General features: G+C 42.6%; 14 protein-coding genes. 8 read left to right on the forward strand and 6 right to left on the reverse strand.

The genetic code is table 11. The features are described 5' to 3' along the window. Positions 1-262: 262 nt before the first annotated feature. From EKG39_RS20580 to EKG39_RS20590, 3 genes are all read right to left on the reverse strand, one after another. Positions 263-1,171: an alpha/beta fold hydrolase gene (locus EKG39_RS20580; RefSeq protein WP_126507884.1), complete on the reverse strand. Its 909-nt coding sequence runs from the start codon at positions 1,169-1,171 to the stop codon at positions 263-265. Between the two features lie 246 nt (positions 1,172-1,417). Continuing rightward, on the reverse strand, positions 1,418-2,902 hold the full coding sequence (locus EKG39_RS20585) for a PhoPQ-activated protein PqaA family protein (protein ID WP_126507885.1): 1,485 nt from the start codon (positions 2,900-2,902) through the stop codon (positions 1,418-1,420). A gap of 181 nt (positions 2,903-3,083) precedes the next feature. Further along, positions 3,084-5,426, reverse strand: coding sequence for a TonB-dependent receptor (locus tag EKG39_RS20590; RefSeq protein ID WP_126507886.1), 2,343 nt, complete (start codon positions 5,424-5,426; stop codon positions 3,084-3,086). 120 nt (positions 5,427-5,546) lie between these two features. Between EKG39_RS20590 and EKG39_RS20595 the strand changes: the two genes are divergently transcribed. Both EKG39_RS20595 and EKG39_RS20600 read left to right on the forward strand, forming a co-directional pair. After that, a complete protein-coding gene (locus EKG39_RS20595; RefSeq protein WP_126507887.1) occupies positions 5,547-6,464 on the forward strand; it encodes a LysR family transcriptional regulator in 918 nt (305 codons plus the stop codon). Between the two features lie 392 nt (positions 6,465-6,856). After that, positions 6,857-7,720: a DUF2306 domain-containing protein gene (locus EKG39_RS20600; protein WP_126507888.1), complete on the forward strand. Its 864-nt coding sequence runs from the start codon at positions 6,857-6,859 to the stop codon at positions 7,718-7,720. A 216-nt stretch (positions 7,721-7,936) separates the two neighbouring features. On the opposite strand, the gene EKG39_RS20605 is transcribed toward EKG39_RS20600, so the two are convergent. Beyond that, positions 7,937-9,874 carry a DUF5011/hyalin repeat domain-containing protein gene (locus tag EKG39_RS20605; protein WP_126507889.1) on the reverse strand — a complete coding sequence of 646 codons (1,938 nt, stop codon included), beginning with the start codon at positions 9,872-9,874 and terminating at the stop codon, positions 7,937-7,939. Positions 9,875-10,398: 524 nt separating this feature from the next. On the opposite strand from EKG39_RS20605, the gene EKG39_RS20610 reads away from it, so the two are divergent. From EKG39_RS20610 to EKG39_RS20620, 3 genes are all read left to right on the forward strand, one after another. Beyond that, a complete protein-coding gene (locus EKG39_RS20610) occupies positions 10,399-11,037 on the forward strand; it encodes a hypothetical protein (RefSeq protein WP_126507890.1) in 639 nt (212 codons plus the stop codon). Between the two features lie 135 nt (positions 11,038-11,172). Next, entirely contained in the window at positions 11,173-11,577 is a 405-nt protein-coding gene (locus EKG39_RS20615; RefSeq protein WP_126507891.1) for a hypothetical protein, read from the forward strand. 188 nt (positions 11,578-11,765) lie between these two features. Further along, the gene (locus EKG39_RS20620; protein WP_126507892.1) at positions 11,766-12,068 is read left to right on the forward strand and encodes a hypothetical protein; all 303 of its coding nucleotides are present in this window, start codon (positions 11,766-11,768) and stop codon (positions 12,066-12,068) included. A 95-nt stretch (positions 12,069-12,163) separates the two neighbouring features. On the opposite strand, the gene EKG39_RS20625 is transcribed toward EKG39_RS20620, so the two are convergent. Next, a complete protein-coding gene (locus EKG39_RS20625; protein WP_126507893.1) occupies positions 12,164-12,910 on the reverse strand; it encodes a substrate-binding periplasmic protein in 747 nt (248 codons plus the stop codon). Positions 12,911-13,248: 338 nt separating this feature from the next. Between EKG39_RS20625 and EKG39_RS20630 the strand changes: the two genes are divergently transcribed. From EKG39_RS20630 to EKG39_RS20640, 3 genes are all read left to right on the forward strand, one after another. Next, complete coding sequence (locus EKG39_RS20630; RefSeq protein WP_126507894.1) at positions 13,249-13,650, forward strand: hypothetical protein; 402 nt, start codon at positions 13,249-13,251, stop codon at positions 13,648-13,650. Between the two features lie 235 nt (positions 13,651-13,885). Continuing rightward, on the forward strand, positions 13,886-15,052 hold the full coding sequence (locus EKG39_RS20635; protein WP_126507895.1) for a BamA/TamA family outer membrane protein: 1,167 nt from the start codon (positions 13,886-13,888) through the stop codon (positions 15,050-15,052). Positions 15,053-15,054: 2 nt separating this feature from the next. Further along, positions 15,055-15,897, forward strand: a complete 843-nt coding sequence (locus EKG39_RS20640) for a hypothetical protein (protein WP_185817674.1) — start codon at positions 15,055-15,057, stop codon at positions 15,895-15,897. A 54-nt stretch (positions 15,898-15,951) separates the two neighbouring features. Here EKG39_RS20640 and EKG39_RS20645 read toward each other — a convergent pair whose 3' ends face one another. Then, positions 15,952-16,224: a DNA polymerase III subunit epsilon gene (locus EKG39_RS20645; RefSeq protein WP_126507896.1), complete on the reverse strand. Its 273-nt coding sequence runs from the start codon at positions 16,222-16,224 to the stop codon at positions 15,952-15,954. Positions 16,225-16,449 lie beyond the last annotated feature (225 nt).

Here is a 16,449-nt window from a genome sequence, read left to right on the forward strand (position 1 = left end):
AGGATAAGAAGTTGAGGTTAGTAAAGGCGCATTGGCAAGCTGCGATACAGTCACTACTGGATTTAGTCAGGGATCCACAAGCATGCTATTAAATTCGTGGGGATCCCACAGACTCTGACCCCATTTATTCTGACCCCATTTATTGATGGCGATAGCGACGGCATCCCATGTGAAAGGCAACACTGTGGGTATTAACAACAAAATGGTCAGAGTAAAAGTTTACTCTGACCATTTTTCTGTTGGAGAAGATATGACAACCAGATTATTGCTGATTTAGCCCTTTAGCAAAGTCGAGTACGGCACGAGCTATTTCTTTAGGAGCTTCTGGTAGCAAAGCATGGCCAGTATTTTCGATTATCTCGACACTTAGCTGATCACCAAGCTTTTCCTTTAACAGATCCGCAGTATTTTTGATGGGGGCGATGGTGTCGCTATCCGCTTGCAAAATCATCATAGGTAAGCCACCAGCCAGCTGCCAGTGTTTGTCAGTAGTATGATCCACAGCAGAAACTTGAAGCAGCGCTGTTCGCAGGTACCAACCACGCAGCCAATAGTCCGGCACTTCATTACCATCAGCAAAGAAAGCATATCGAATAGCCTCTGCGCGGCGAGAAGCTGTCAAATATGGCATGATTGAATTACGTAACGCCTGCTTGGCCTTTGGCTCTATTTCGCGTTGACCACCAGCTGCAATCAATACTACGCCTTTGGCTATATCAGGGTATTTACTGGCTGTCGCGCGCATAACCCTGTTACCAAAAGCATGACCGATTAATAATACGGTTTCAGAAGTTCCCGTTGCTGCGATATCCTGATGAATAATCTGTGCTACATCATCAGCAAGCCGATACAAGCTGATCGGCTTCTCAAGCAACTCGCTATCTCCTATACCAGGCGATTCAACAGCAACCGTACGATACCCTGCACTGTTTAAGCTTAAAACCAGTTCATTAAAGTCACTTGCTTCACGTCCAAGGCTTGCAATAAGTGTGATACGCGGACCAGTCCCAGATACGTGCCATGTCATAAGATTACCATTGGTCAAAATCATAGACTGGGTTTCACCGACCGGCTTTCTTGCTTCAAGCATAGCAAAGGGATACAGCAACCCTATATAAACTACCAAGGCAATAGAGAGTGCAGACAAGATCCGAAGTAACTGTTTTTTCATTATTCAACCTAACTAAAGAGGTGTAATCCATCTGCCCGGAGCACAGCCGCGCCTTATGCTTTGCTCATCGTTCTGAGTCAGTCCAGATATACTGGCAACATTACGGTCAACTTAAAGAAGTGGAATTACTTATGTTTAGGGATAGTTCATGATTTAAAGTACCGGACAGGGATTTCGATAGGGCTAAAGACTTACGCCTATTAGCCCTGTCGTTTCAAGCTGGCATTTCAATCTGACACTTTCGAATTACTTGGCGCGCTCTATCGTCACCAGAGAACTTAAATAGCCAATACCACCTTTATCATGGAAGTCTTCAACCTCGACATAGTAGGCGATATTTTTACCTACAACTCTGTCAAGATCCGCTTGAAATTGGCCGTCGACCATTTCCATCGATTTGACTTGCCATTTGGCTTCTCGCCAGTCCAGTGAGGAGTTAACTGAATAATACAAACGAACCTGTTTCAAGGTATTTGAAGATGAAACATTCGCCACCACATTTATTGCTGATTCACTTTCTTCTGATTTAACTTCTACTGTCGGCAGTTTGCGATCATAAAATACGTGAGCTAGCCACGTGCGCCATGAATGTAAGTGTTTCTTTGAAACCCATGAATGACGTAGGTTGTCTATATATAAAAACGCTTTATCACCTTTAAGCTCACTCATCATACCGTTGGGTGCACCTAGTCCGAAGAACTCGTCATTGGTACCCAGAGCGACAAAATAAGGTGTGTTAATCTTTTTCCTCCAGAGGTAAGGATCAAAGGCCATGGTAACTAAGTTACCCGCAGGGCCATTCATTTTGGCTAAGAGTTTATCGGCTGGTTGAAATGCCGGCCCGTCTCTTTCTACCGCTGGACCACCAACGCCAGTACCAAACGATTCAAACTTTCTCATGATGTCGTAAAGAACATTACCGCCGTAATAACAAGTTGCCATAACTCCTGCTAAACGTTCATCACCCGCCCCTAGGGCGATTGACGAAGCAAAACCACGTTTAGAACAGCCCATAATAACGGCCTTTTTTGCTTCTATCCCTTCAATCGACTCAAGCAAAGTAATGGCTTTTAAATAACTCGTGGCAATGGGGACATAACCAACCCAACTCAAATCAAATGTTTTTATTGCCATTTGTAGGCCGTAGCCCATCAAATTACTCTCATCCTTGTCAAAAATTAACGTAGGAGGGTTTGGAAATATCATGATCGGTAGCTTCAGGTCAATCGCTGTGCCTTCTGCGTATTCAGCCTCAGTATTTAATTCAGTATCCGGTATTTTTTGACGATCAAATAAGTGTCGCAGATGTTCAGGCACTGCATTTGATTCTGCACTGTTATTTTCTTTCCCCTGAGATGTACTACCTGTTTCATTTTGGCCTTTAAAAGCACGATTGGTGGCAATGATGCCGACATTACCTTCACCTTGGTAATTAGCTGGAACATAGATAGTCGCAGGGTGCCTCCAAAAGGAACCGTGCCAATTCTGACTGGTAAAAGAAAGTTTAATGACTCTAACCTTCTCGCCTGGACGAGACTGACTATCAACCACTTTATCTTGCTTGACCTCAACATCCAAAGTGGATTGATCCTTGATTTCATCCAAGTCAAAATAGCTTGCAGGGCCAATAAAACGGTATGAAAGATAGTCCTTTATTGCTCCACGAGCTAGAAAGAGGGTGAGCGCTATGCAGGTAACGAAAATAATAATGGTAAAAAGTGCTTTCTTCACTCTATGCTCCTTTTTTAGGTTGATACAAAGCAGTAGTCATCTGGATAGTTAATCTCAACAAAGTCCTTGAGTAGACTTTAACAGCGGGTTTAGTTTTCACTGATTTGATCATAAAACCCATTAAATGATTGAAAAATGGGGTACTAAGTACCCCAAACGCCCAGGTGAGGAACTAAAAAATTTATTCGAAGTGGTAGCTAGCGCGAAGACCAAAGGTTCTTGGTGTTCCCATTACACATCGAATAAGTGTGCCACCATTGCTTACCGTACCAAACTGCTCACCAAAAGGTTGGTTAAAGGTATTTTGGCAATAAGATTCATCAGTAACATTTTCAGCATAAAGTTGCACACTCCAATCCTCATTGCTGCCTAAAAGCCCAAGTCTGATATTGGTTAAAGCAAAAGCTTCTTGAATATCCTGAGGATTATTATTTGTAGTTGAGCCAACATTAGAATCATCTTGCCAATTTGATTCAATACGTGCATACCAACCTAAATTCGCACTTGAAAACGTATCCGCATATTCAGCAAAGGCACTCAATTGATTTTTAGGTGAACGATTATTCGGTGTTCCTGTTAAATCTTGTGGACCGGGTATACCCGGGAGGTTGGTTGCATCTTTGTAATCAAGAAATGCTGAGTCTAAATATGCATATGAAGCTCTCAAGGTTAATTCATCTGTTGGATAAACATTCATTTCTAGCTCTAAACCTTGCTGCCTTAATTTACCAACATTACTGGTAATAAAGTTTAAGCCTTTAAAAGAGCGGTCTTGAAAGTTATCTATTTCGGTTCGGTACAATGTAGCATTAGTTGTCATCATGCCATCAAGCAAAGTAGATCTTGAGCCAAGCTCATAATTAATTACTTCTTCAGACTTAATTGTTCGCTCATCGGCTGTCAGCCCGCCTTGTGTCATAACAGAATTAAAGCCACCCGATTTGAAACCAGTTGAAACTGTTGCAAACATCATTAAGTCTTGGTCAAATTGATATTTACCATTTAATAGCCAAGTTACTTGTGAGTCATCAAAGCTAAGCTGATGATCTTCTTTTCCTGCCAAAAGAGCACCTGCTACAAGATTTTGTGGGTCTACAACCATATCAGCACTTTTACTATCGTCGGTGTAACGAATACCTGCAGTAATATCTAGTTTATCATTCAAGTGCCAAGTACCTTGGTAGAAAGCCGCCAAGGATTCTGTTGTTTGTGAGAAAGCTGCAGGGGTAGCATTTTCTTGCGGCATTGCTAAACAAGCAGCGATTGTCGCTTGGATAAGGGCTGGGGGTTTACCAGCAAGCGATGCACCAACGCCAACAGGACAAAAAGCCGCACCTAAATGAAAGGTTTGATCAATGCTATAACTCTCCTTGCTAAAGTACAGACCGGCAATATAGTCGTATGTTTCACCAATTGGCGAAATAAATTGTAACTCTTGGCTAAATGAACGACTAGAATAATCTGACTGCCTAGCGGCTAAATCAAGCGGCAACCTTGTTATGTCACCTTCGAGGGTATTGTTACTCCAATTTCTATACGAAGATATTGATTTAATAGAATAATCTGTAAACAGGTTGTTCCAATTCATTTCCAGCATGGTTCCCCACTGAGAGCTTTCCATACTATCGTCATGAATTTGGTTAACAACCCCATCTATGCCCGATAAATCAGGCACTGCACCTAAGTAGTTAAGCACTTGAAGCCTTTCTGGTGTTGCTGATTCTGGAAGAACTTCTATCGGTGAACCCGTACCGTTAAGTTTTTGATAATCAAACTTGGCTAAGGCGTTAAAATCATCTGAGCCTTGATAAAGGAAAGATAATCTTCCTAGGCTACTATCATTCTCACCTAACTTGTCGTTACCATCGTATAAGTTTTTTCCGTAACCGTCATCAGCGCTATAGTTTAAGTTACCTCGTACCGCTAACTTATTGGTTAAGCTAGCATTTGCCGTAATAGCGGTATCTAGAGCGCCAAAGTTACCTACACCCATTGATATATCGGTATAATTTTCACCAAGCTCTGGGGATTTACTTCGTATATTCACCACACCAATCGACGCATTACGACCAAACAATGTCCCTTGTGGTCCACGTAAGACTTCAACCATTTCAATATCAGTAAACGAGCCCAGTAAAGCACCAGGTCGAGGCATATATACACCATCAATATAGGTGGCAACACTTGGCTCTAAAGCGGCGTTAGAAGAAGTACCAACACCACGAATACCGATAGTCTGGCTAACTTGCATACTTGATTTTGATACATATAAATTAGGGGTAAATGCGCCAAGGTCAGCCACCTCTTCGATACCTGATTTAACCATGTCTTCACCACTGAAGGCGACCACAGAAATAGGCACTTCTTGAATAGATTGCGCACGTTTCGTTGCCATAACAGTGATCACTTCAACTTCCGGTTTTTCGACCGTTTCATCCTTGGTATTTTCTTGTGCTATAACGGGCGACAAAGAGCTAGCCATAGCGAATGAAATAGCTGTAACAATTGGTTTGATTTTATACATTATTATTAACCCCAATTTGAATGATTTTCGTTCTGCTTTGAACCTACCCTCTTTCAACTATGATTAACAATGAGTTATATTGAGATATCCATGCAAAACATGAATAGATAAATTAATTCTATGCTAACAGTCAAACAGCTCCAACATGTTGTAGCGATCAAAAAAGCCGGATCAATTCAAGCTGCCACTGAGTTAGCATGTATTAGTCAATCGGCATTAACAAGAAGCCTAATGAGTTTAGAAGACAACTTAGGGGTGGTGTTATTTGAGCGGCACAAAACAGGGGTAATACCTACTCCGTTTTGCAATACAATCATTGAACAATGCCAGCAAGTTCTGCACGGATTAGATGACATTAAGCATAATGCTGATATCTACAGAAAGTTAGAAGAAGGCGAACTAAAGATAGGAATAGGTAGAGCGATCAGTGGTCTAGTTTGCCAGAATATTCTACCCATTTTTGTTGCTGCATATCCCAAGGTAAAGCTCTCAATTATCGAAGGAACGCCAGAAGAACTTACCCTGCGACTACAACAACGTGAATTCGATTTTATCATTGCCGGTTTTGGTAGTTACGCTAATATTGAACAAATAAAAGTATCCCGGCTAAAATCAATTCCTCTGTCTATCATTGTCAATAATGACCACCCTGTGAATAAGCTGGAAACCGTCACTTGGCAAGATTTACTGCCCTACTCACTCATCGGTGCCACTAAGCTTTCTCTCTCAAATCCCTTATATCAGCTATTTGAAAAATTAACTAAAGCCTCTCCTTCACTGCCATCGGTTATGTGCTCCGACTATCAAGCATTAAAAAATATAGTCTTGACCTCAAATGCTTGGCTTATCGCGCCAGCACCAATATTTGAGCGTGAAATAGTAGATAAAGAATTAACTGAAATTAATTTATCAGTCAAAGAAATGGCAATCGATTTATCCGTAATTGAACTGAGTAAGCGACAACGATCGCCGATGGCGGAGAAATTTATCAGCTTATGTGAAGAATATTTTTGCCGCGAAAGTGAAACAAGAAACTAACTGGATAACTGGATAAATGGATAAATGGCGATAAATTTGATCACCAAATACCATGAATGTTCCTCATATTTTACCTATCTCATTATTTCCATTTGTCTTTTTGTGTGGATTCGTCAGGGTCAGAGTAAACTTTATGCTATGCCCTTGTAGGGACGTCCCCATTTTCTGTGGCCTCATGCTTTTCTTGTCAGTTGTTCTATTTCTTTGACCCCATTTCTTATGCTTTTCTTAATCGCCATATTGACTAACTTTCAGTGAATTTATTAGCTCCTTAAGACAGGCGTGCCTTCAAGTTATTGATTTACTTCTGTTATATGTTTGGTATACCTTTTTCTGTTAACGATGTGTTAAATCTAAACAGTTAACTTTTAAGGTATGCCAAGGGGATAGGAATGAGCGAAGCTGCAATAACTAAAACAATAGCGGTCGATGGGGTGAGTCATCATTCAACAAATCAGTTAGCCAGTCACTCAACGAGCAGGGACTGGCTTGGTCATAGTGCAAAACTATGGTTCGCAGTGACTGTCATGGGGCAATGGCTCTTTGCGGCCTATGTGGCCATTTTTTATGGTGGGGTTACCTTCTCCGGCGATCTCGCCGGGTGGAATAAGGTGATGCCACATGGTTATGTTGCTGGCGACACCATAGGTAACTTAGCTGTAGGTATGCATTTATTTTTGGCACTCGTGGTGCTCATTGGGGGGCCGTTACAGCTTATTCCCCAAATAAGATCTTATGCGCCTAAGTTTCACCGTTTTAACGGGCGGATCTATATTCTGACCGCTTTTATCTTGAGTCTGGGTGGTCTGTTTATGGTGTGGACTCGTGGTGTCGCAGGCGGTGAGATCGGTAAATACAGCATTAGTTTAAATGCCATTTTAATCATGATGTTTGCAGGAATGGCGGTATATCATGCTATTAAGCGAGATATTAAAACTCACAGACGTTGGGCACTGAGGTTGTTTATCGCTATGGGGGGCGTTTGGTTTTTCCGTATCGGGCTGATGTTATGGTTGATGGTTCATCAGGCACCAGTAGGCTTCGATCCTAAGACATTCGAAGGACCATTTTTAAGCTTCTTGGGATTTGCTCAGTACCTGATCCCGCTTGCGGTCGCTCAACTGTATTTTGCTGCATCAGACAGTAAGAATCCAAAGTATAAGCTGGCGATCTCTTTAGGCTTAGTTGTACTCACTCTTGCGATGGCCGGCGGGATCTTCGCCGCTTCAATGGGGATGTGGTTACCGAGAATCTAATAAGTCGGTCCAGAGTCACCATTGACTTTCAACAGAACCGTTCGTCTAGTCGGAAATGTTTGGGCTTCCGCCGCCATGGCAACAGGGCACTTGGGAGCTTTTGATTAGGACAATTTGGCGCTCGGGAGATAGCTGTGGGGAAGCGTTTACTCTGTATGTACTCTAGAAAGAAAGTTAAGCCCACTTCCCTGTGGGCTTCAGGATATTTCCATATTCCTATTTGTTCCTTAAGTCATGTGGCACAGTGACCAGAGCACTACCACTGACGCTGTTATCAGCATTATCTATCGTCGTGTAGGTAATAGTGTATAAACGGTCATCTCCATACCCGTCTCTATCTGCTTTAAAGTAGATGCTGTAGTCTTCGCTACCAATATTTGCACCTTGTATGTCGCTACCACTTTTAGCACTACTTATATCTCCCTGATAGGCTTCTTTTTTTGTTATGCCGAGCTCAGGCTGATTACTTTCCACTGATGTCAGAACAATTGCTGGAGCCGCAGAACAGTTATCATTAACCTCTACTGTAAATATGACTTCGACCATTTTTTGATTTGGCGGCCAGAGGATATCTCTACTTGCAGATATGTTAATAGTAGGAGCTATAGTATCTTCAATTATGACTGTTTGAGTTTGAGAGCTGCTATTTCCGGATTTATCAGTATAAGTCCAGGTGACTGTGTAGATTCCTTGTTCTGTGTAAGTTAGCGCATCGATTGTCTTGCCAATAATAGTACCATCGAGGTTGTCAGTTGCTTTCGGTGGGTTGGATATAGTAACGGTGCATTCATCAATAATGTCAGGTAGCACCTCTAGGTTTGGAATCGGTGCTTCAGTATCATTTTCTGCGACATCTCCCCGGAAACTATCTATCTTCCCCCAATCCTCTGCACTGTCAATTAAGTCAACTTCATTATAGAGGTTATAAACCTGATCAGGGTTTGCAAAAACCCATGGAAGTTGTGGAAATGGACGCCATACTATTTCAAATAGATGCCGGTAAGGTGATATATATGACCAGCGACTAAAGAATGGCAAGTAAGTACCATCTTCAATGAAGAGAGATAAAAGCTGGTGATCTCTGCCGAGTGTGAGATAGTTTTCATCAATCCATTGAAATAGAACTGTAAAGCTGGTGAAGTTCATATGTTTATAGAAGAAGTAAAGTTCTTCTGTATAGATTGAGTCAATTAATGATTGAAAACCTGCTTCTATAGTACCTTCAGAGAAAAGTGGCTCATCGAATGGCACAGCCCCCCAATTGGGACCACTCATTAAATGTTCGGCAACTAGCCGTGACATGTGTGATACATGTATTAACTCTGGATCTACAGTATCAGGCCACGGAAAGGGCGCTCCGGCATGGCCATCTTGTTCGGTATTCCCAACAAGAGTCTCATGGCTACCAGGTAACATGAGCAGTAAAGCTTTCGTCTTATTGCTATTCCACATGGGAATTACGGGTTCAAACCGGAAGCTCCTTTCATCTCGTGCATAAATAGCCACAAATTGTTCAACAAGATCAGAGAGTGTCAACATATTGTTGGGAAGAGATGGGTTAGCTTCCAGCCAAAAAAGAGGGTCTCCAAGTGGATAGCCCGGAACCGGGTCGTAAGCAAGAATGTTGATTTTTTGAATTTTTGATTGCCAGCTAGAATCGGATACCCAACGAGCCATCATCATAGTAAGGACTCCACCTCGGCTAAATCCGATCAGGTTCAGGATGATTTCATCATCTGTATCAGTGTGTTGAGCTATTTGAATAAAATCAGCTTTAGCCTCATTAAGGCATTGTTTCCAACCCCTTGGTTGAAACAGTGGATTTAGATTCAGAGGATCATCTAATGCTGGGTCAGCTTGATTCAGCAATGATGAAACGGTTGAGCCAATACCATCAATAAAAGTTTTATAATGCAGGCTCTCACTGGTTAAATCAGAGTTGGAGTTGTCGTTGCCATACAATTCCGAAATTAACTCTTGGTCAAATTTCGCTCCAAATATGCCTGAATCATCGAGGTAAAAAGAGCCATTTACGGTATTACCAGTTCCCGCGAAGTAGATGTTTAATACCTTATCTTCAGCCCATGTACTGGTTGCATGCAGCAAAGAAAATAACAACGACATAATGGTAATTATTTTTGTAAGTTTTTTCATATTTCTACCCTCCCTTGCATTTGAACAAGATGGTCAGAATTCATTACTGTAACTGGTTGTACCAGTCATCTGAAAGTATAGTAAAGACGAGCCAGTGCGTAAGATTACATTGGAACAGAAAAAACAAGGGTTATAAGTCGAAGGTATAATGTCGTTAGACTGAAATAAAATCTAATAAGTCGGGCCAGAGTAACCTCTCTTCTATTTTCTTGGTGGAGAGGGCGCTCTGACTCTACTTTTCCGCTCCCATTTCTCCGCTCCCACTTCTCCTTATTCCCTGATGAGCTTATGACGCTGAGACTATAATTGACTTAGTGGTTTGGCTTGCACAAATGCGTTTATTTGAACAAGTTTATCCGGCATAGACTTGTCATGAGTAAACAAATACAATAAAGTTGCGCACAATTAAATTGTTTAAAATCTAAATTTGATATAACAACAGTAAAAGGCAGCTCAGTGGATGCCTGTAGCAAAACAGATGTTAAATCAGGTTTATTCAATCATCTTTAGTAATAAGGAATACCATGAAAGCAGCATTAATGATTGGCCAAGGTGCGATGATTTTGTTCATTACGCTGATTAGCAGTGCAGCGAGTTATGCCGCTGCAACACCTGAATCTGAGCCCGCCGTTGTAAATATCGATGAAGCGAGTTTTAGCTGTATACGCGACATGACGCCAGTGCGCCACTTTTATGTAGATAATCTGGTAGGAGACCTTGAAGGGACTCTGGCCGCCGCTAACTCGCCTGAGGGAGCGATTTATCCGACTGGTTCTGTGGTGCAACTGGTACCAACCGAAGTTATGGTCAAGCGCGAGCCTGGCACCTTTCCGGCAACCAGTGACTGGGAGTTTTTTGAGCTAGAAGTTGATGGAAGGGGTTCTAAAATTGCGAAACGTGGTTTCGTTGATGTAGTGAATCGTTTCGATGGCAACTGCTTCGCTTGTCATGTACCCGCCAAAGAGAAGTGGGACTTTATTTGTGAGTCGGGACACGGCTGTGAACCGATCCCAATCGACCATAAAATGACTGGCGCATTGCAGCGCTCAGATCCACGTTGCGGCGAAGCGGAACTGGAGTCCGGTGATACCATGGCACTTATCAAGCTTAAGCTGATGGTCAGCATTGGCCTGACCAAGAAGTGGCTGGAAGATCTGTTTTAAGCTAATCATAAAGTGAGTAAAAAATAATCTCCATAGCTAAAGGTGTGTGCTGGGGTTTTAATCTATGCCTAAGGTTACTTGATTACAATTGATGGCTTGGCTATCTATTCAACTGTAAAAGAGGGATCTATTATCATGGGAAAACAAAATTCAACCGCTACTCGCCGAATGCCTTGGGTGGCTATCGGTGTTATCACTTCTATAGTGATTTTGCTTGGTTTGTTGTTAATGGTGATGCCCAAAGGTTTTAAGACGACTCACGAGGAGATCGGCAGTGGTAAGCCTGCTCTGGTGTTTGTCTATGATCCCAACCTTACACTGAGTAACAGCCAGACAGAGCAGATGAATGAGGCTCGTACGCATCTCGGCGATAAGGTGTTCTTTCTCCTCGCCAGAGTGGGTACGCCTGAGGGAGATCATCTGATTGCTAAACACCGCGCCGGCTCAGCTGAACTATTACTCTTTGATCCATCCGGAAGCCTGACTAAAAGACAGTTTGCTGTGAAAGGGGCTAACGAGCTGATTCAGTGGCTGCAGTAGATATGTAGCGGCCGGACTATTTCTTTCGCTAGGAATATCCCCCTAACTGCACTAGTGAACTTATCCTAAGGGCTTTTGTCATATTGCTGACAACCATTAATTCAGGTCTGCGAATGCTTAAAAGAACTCTTGTTATTTTGTCACTTATTAGCTTCAGCCCGTTAGTTGTTCAAGCATCCACAACTCTTGTGTCTAGCGTGCAATATGATGCTAAATCAATCTGTCATAACGTAGCGAAGGCATTAGAGGAGGACTGGGATGCATGTGAAAGTGAAGGGCCGAAAATAGACGAGCAAGGCACAACAGAATTCGTCTTTATGACAGACGAAGGCGAACGCGCTTGTAGGGTATGGACGACCAATGATGGAGGGCAAAAAGGCTTCTTATCTCCCGCCCCAATTAATGCCGATGAGTGTCCGATCGGAACCTTCTTTACGGTAAAACCAATCAGCGAAGAAGAGCATAATATTGACATTACCTTCGGTGGTTAAAGTCGTAGTGCGGCCGCAAAGTACATAAATGGGATCGGAGTGGCTTAAGTATACTCTTACCCAACACTCTCGTCGTACTCGCTCACAGCCCACAGCTATTTGAAAGGTGATGTACTCAAGTGATGGTAGACAATTTGCTTCAGTGTTCCATCATCAGTTATTGAGGAAAGCGCCGCATTGAAGCGATCAAACTCTGCTAAATAACCTGACGAATTAGACATGATTACTGTGATGGATTGCTCGTTTAATATAAGTGGATCTGCAAATCTAAGATGTTGCCCATTCGGGCTGTTTAAGATGGTATTGATGATGTCTACATCTGCTACAACTCCTTGAATACGGTCTCTAGCTAACATGGATAGCAAGTTGGAGTAGTGGGTAGAGGTGACCTTATTAAAAGAGGTATCACTGTAGAACTTGGGAGTAATGGCTGCGCCTCTCAATACCCCGATATTGAGGCCTTTTAGTTGTCCATACTCGGTGAACTTTTGTTCGGGTTTAGTGTATAGACCATGTTTGATCGTCCATATCTCCTCCCCGAGTTGAACACTATTTTTAATGCTATCTGCAGGGATAGTTGCAGATAGATCACAACGGCCTGACTCGAGGGTACGCATGACTCTAGAATAGGGAGCGAGTTGGAAGTTGGCTTTTGTTTGAGTGCGTTTGAGAAATTCACGAAATAGATCGGGGTAGATGCCTACTAGCTTTTGTGTGCTCGGATCAACTTCCCCCCATCTCTCTAACTGTACAATACAGATCATCAACGGCTTAGATAAAGCTATTTGGCTAAAAGATAAAAGCGAGCATACGATTAAAAACAGTATCGTATATTTCTTCATTTTGATGCCTTGTTATAGTAGAACAACCTATATTTACCGGGCTTTAGTTTAGCATTGGCTAATTTTTCTTCGGCAACTTTATAGAAATTAGCCTAATAATTATAGTATATGGCGTTCTATTTTATTTTCTCCAACCGATTAGTGAGATTTTTGTCATGCTTTCGAATTGAATTCCCAGTCTGTGCAGGTAACAGCGGAGAAATGAAAGTATGAGCAGAGCAAACTTGATTCTATCTCCTTCCTCTACCCAAGGAGCTTTGTATTTACTAATACTTAGTTAGTGGTATGTTGTATGGGCTCGCCTTGAAGCAAGAACTTACATTGGACGTAGGAATATCATGACTAAAAAATGGATTTTATCGTTATTACTGCCAACTATTGGGACTATCGGATTTATTGCCAATCCAGCCATCGCAGCTGAGGCAAAGCTTGAATACTGTGACAACTGTTCAGTTGAACAAATGGAGAGTATTGTAAGGGCAAAGTTTAAATATAACCGCAGTTGTCCCTATGCTGAAAAAGAGCTTTGTCGAAGGGGGGAGTATCAAGAGCATATCTTATTTTTCTCTAATTCATCACATACTGAAGTGATGAAGTATCAGATTAAACATGGAAAGTATTTTCTTGATTATCGAAAAGCAGCGTTAACAACCGATGAGTCAGAGTTTTTCACTGCGCTAGTTGAGTTGCGACAAGCTTTGCTTGATGATGCTAACTCGCGCGAAAATCTTTTTAAATAGACTTACCTTTATCAGCAATGACTACAGGAAGTTTGAATCATCTCTTAGTTAATCACTAAGCTATCCATACTTGATTAATCCTTAAACAAAAAAAGTCATTGTTGAATGCTGTTGTAGTGATAGAATGCCCGCTCGGCGAGTTCTATGGCTTTGTTTAACCCTTTTTAAAACGCTATCTCTAACACTATAGTGCCTCCTGAATTCCTATTATTTTCCATTATTGATTCGAGTATTTATGAAACGGTTTGTATTGTTGACCCTGTGCGCTTTTTCAAATCTGGCTGTCGCCGTTGAACCTCTGATTGAAACCCCTGAGAACATGGAACCGACATTTGTCGATGATATCTTGTCAGTGTTTGGTGCCGATGGTGAGTTTGACCAAAGCAAAGCCATCGATATGAGCTACCTGCCAACGGCGTATTACACGCCAGAGAAGAAGTTTGGTGTCGGGCTGTTGATGGTGGGCTTATATAAAACAGATGGTGCATCGATTGAAGAGCAGCCGTCGTCGCTGGTGTTGAATTCGTTTGTATCGATGAACAACTCCTATGGTGTCGAAGTTGAAAATATGACTTTTTTCAACGGCGGCAAGCAGCGACTATTACTGGGGTTAGAGCTACATAATGAAGCTGCGGTTTACTATGGCCAGGGCATCGAACAAGGCGATCTGGACAGTAATCATCATGAGTTTGAAGAGCAGCTATACAGCTTCAAACCTCGTTGGATGACTGAAGTTGCCGATAACTATTTTATAGGCGTCGGTGCCGATTTTACTTACGCCAGTGCTGAAAAGTTAGAGTTAGTGGAAACCGGCGTGCCTGTGGATTCAGCTGATATCTTGCCAAACAACTTTAGCTCGGGTGTGGTGGTTACCAGTATCTATGATTCACGAGATTATCGATTAAATGCCACTAAGGGCTGGTTATTTCAAATTGATGCCGGCCTGTATCAAAATAGTGAATACTCGACGTTTTCGACTTATGATATTGAGTTAGCAAACTATATAGACTTGAGTTCAACATCAGCCCTGAGTTCAATGCCGGGGCTTATCGCCTGGCAAGTGCAGGGGCATTTTACCGATGGTGATGTGCCGTGGAACTTATTGCCGGATCTGGGTGGTTCTAATGCGATGCGCGGATATATCAAGGGGCGTTATCGTGATGAGCAGATGATGATGGGACAAGTTGAATATCGCTTACCGATATTCCAACGTTACGGCATGGTCTTTTGGGGCGGAGTGGGTAGCGTTGCATCAAAGATCAGTGATCTAAATGAGGAGCTATTAACCTCTTATGGCACCGGTTTCCGCTTTAAAATCAAAGACAATATCAATCTTCGTTTGGATATTGGCGTGGGCGAAAACGAAACCAACTTTTACCTCAATGTGAATGAAGTATTCTGATCATGACTCGTTTATCTGCCAGTCTGCCTAATGTGATAGGGCTAGCGTTAACGCTGAGCCTAACGAATATGGCGTTTGCCAGCGAGTCAGAGTCGCAGCAAGATGCGCCTTCTCAAGAGCAAGTGCTATCTCAAGTGCCATCTCAAGTGCCATCTCAAGCACTAGGCACCTCTGGATCTGTAGAGAAGTGCAGCCGCAGTTCAAATTACGACATTTACCTCAGTGGTATACATACCGGAACGGTAAGCAGAACTGAGACTTGGTTGGGAAAATCGGCGGTGGTTACCTCGAAAAGTGAAGCCAGCATCTTAGGCATCGGCACCCAATATCACCAAAGGGCGGAGCTATCCTGGTCGGATACAGCCAATGAGTGGCTAACCGAAAAGTTTCATCAAAAGGTTACCGGTTTTCGCGCCAGAGACATGCAGGCGACCTTTAGCGATAACGGTCTTGAGTCCCGGGTTGATCTTGATGGAGACATAGAAAACTATACCTCAGCCAATATCCCTCTGCGTGATGTGGACACCCTGGCCATTCAAATTCGTCAGTATCTGCTTCAGGGCCGCAAACAATTTGCCCTGATAAGGCAGGCTTCTGATGCTACAGAGCGTTACCAACTCTATGTTCAAGAATCGCTGACAGCAAAGGTAGCACCTTGGGGGGAGTTAACCTTGATCCCTGTTGAGCAAACAGGTGCCGAAGAGGTGACATACTATTTTGCACCCGCTATGGATTATCAACTGATCAAAGCCCGCTATCACGGCATCATACTGCAAGGACTTATCGAACTTAATCACTACAGTTCATCTTGCGGGGAGAAGGTGGGTTCAGGTCCTGTCAGCTAACGATGAACCTTGTACAGAAGTCAGCCATAATAAACTATGGCTGTTTATCGTGTTTTACTGCTCGGTAAATGCCGCTTGAATCTTTTCTAACTCTTGCTCTTCTTTAAGCTTAAGCTGTTCTTTCGCTTTAAGGTTTGCCTCTTCCTGAAGCGCTGCTTGTCTCTCTTTAAGGCTGTGCTTCTCAGCTTTAGTCAGAAACTTAAAGGCTTTCTTATTGGCAAGTGCGTAGGCAACGACATCTTCACCCTTTACCCTGCGCTCATCCACTCGTTGTGAAAAACGTTCGTTATCGCGGGCTTTACGCTCTTCGGCATTTAACTTGCTCATATCTCGTATCCTCATTAGTTAATCACGGTAGGTTTTACTACGCTCAGTCAAACAAATGAGATCTGTTGCACATTCATAAAGCTGATAGAGGGATTTTAGCATAATATGCGCTGTGAGCCCCATGGTATCTAGTTAACAAGACAAAGGGGGCCGAGCCCTTTAGTTAGAACTTTTCTCATTAACGCCTGCAGTCTTGTCTTTCGCTGGAAATACCGTCGCCATCAC

It is taken from the genome of Shewanella atlantica (genome assembly GCF_003966265.1).
GTDB lineage: Bacteria > Pseudomonadota > Gammaproteobacteria > Enterobacterales > Shewanellaceae > Shewanella > Shewanella atlantica.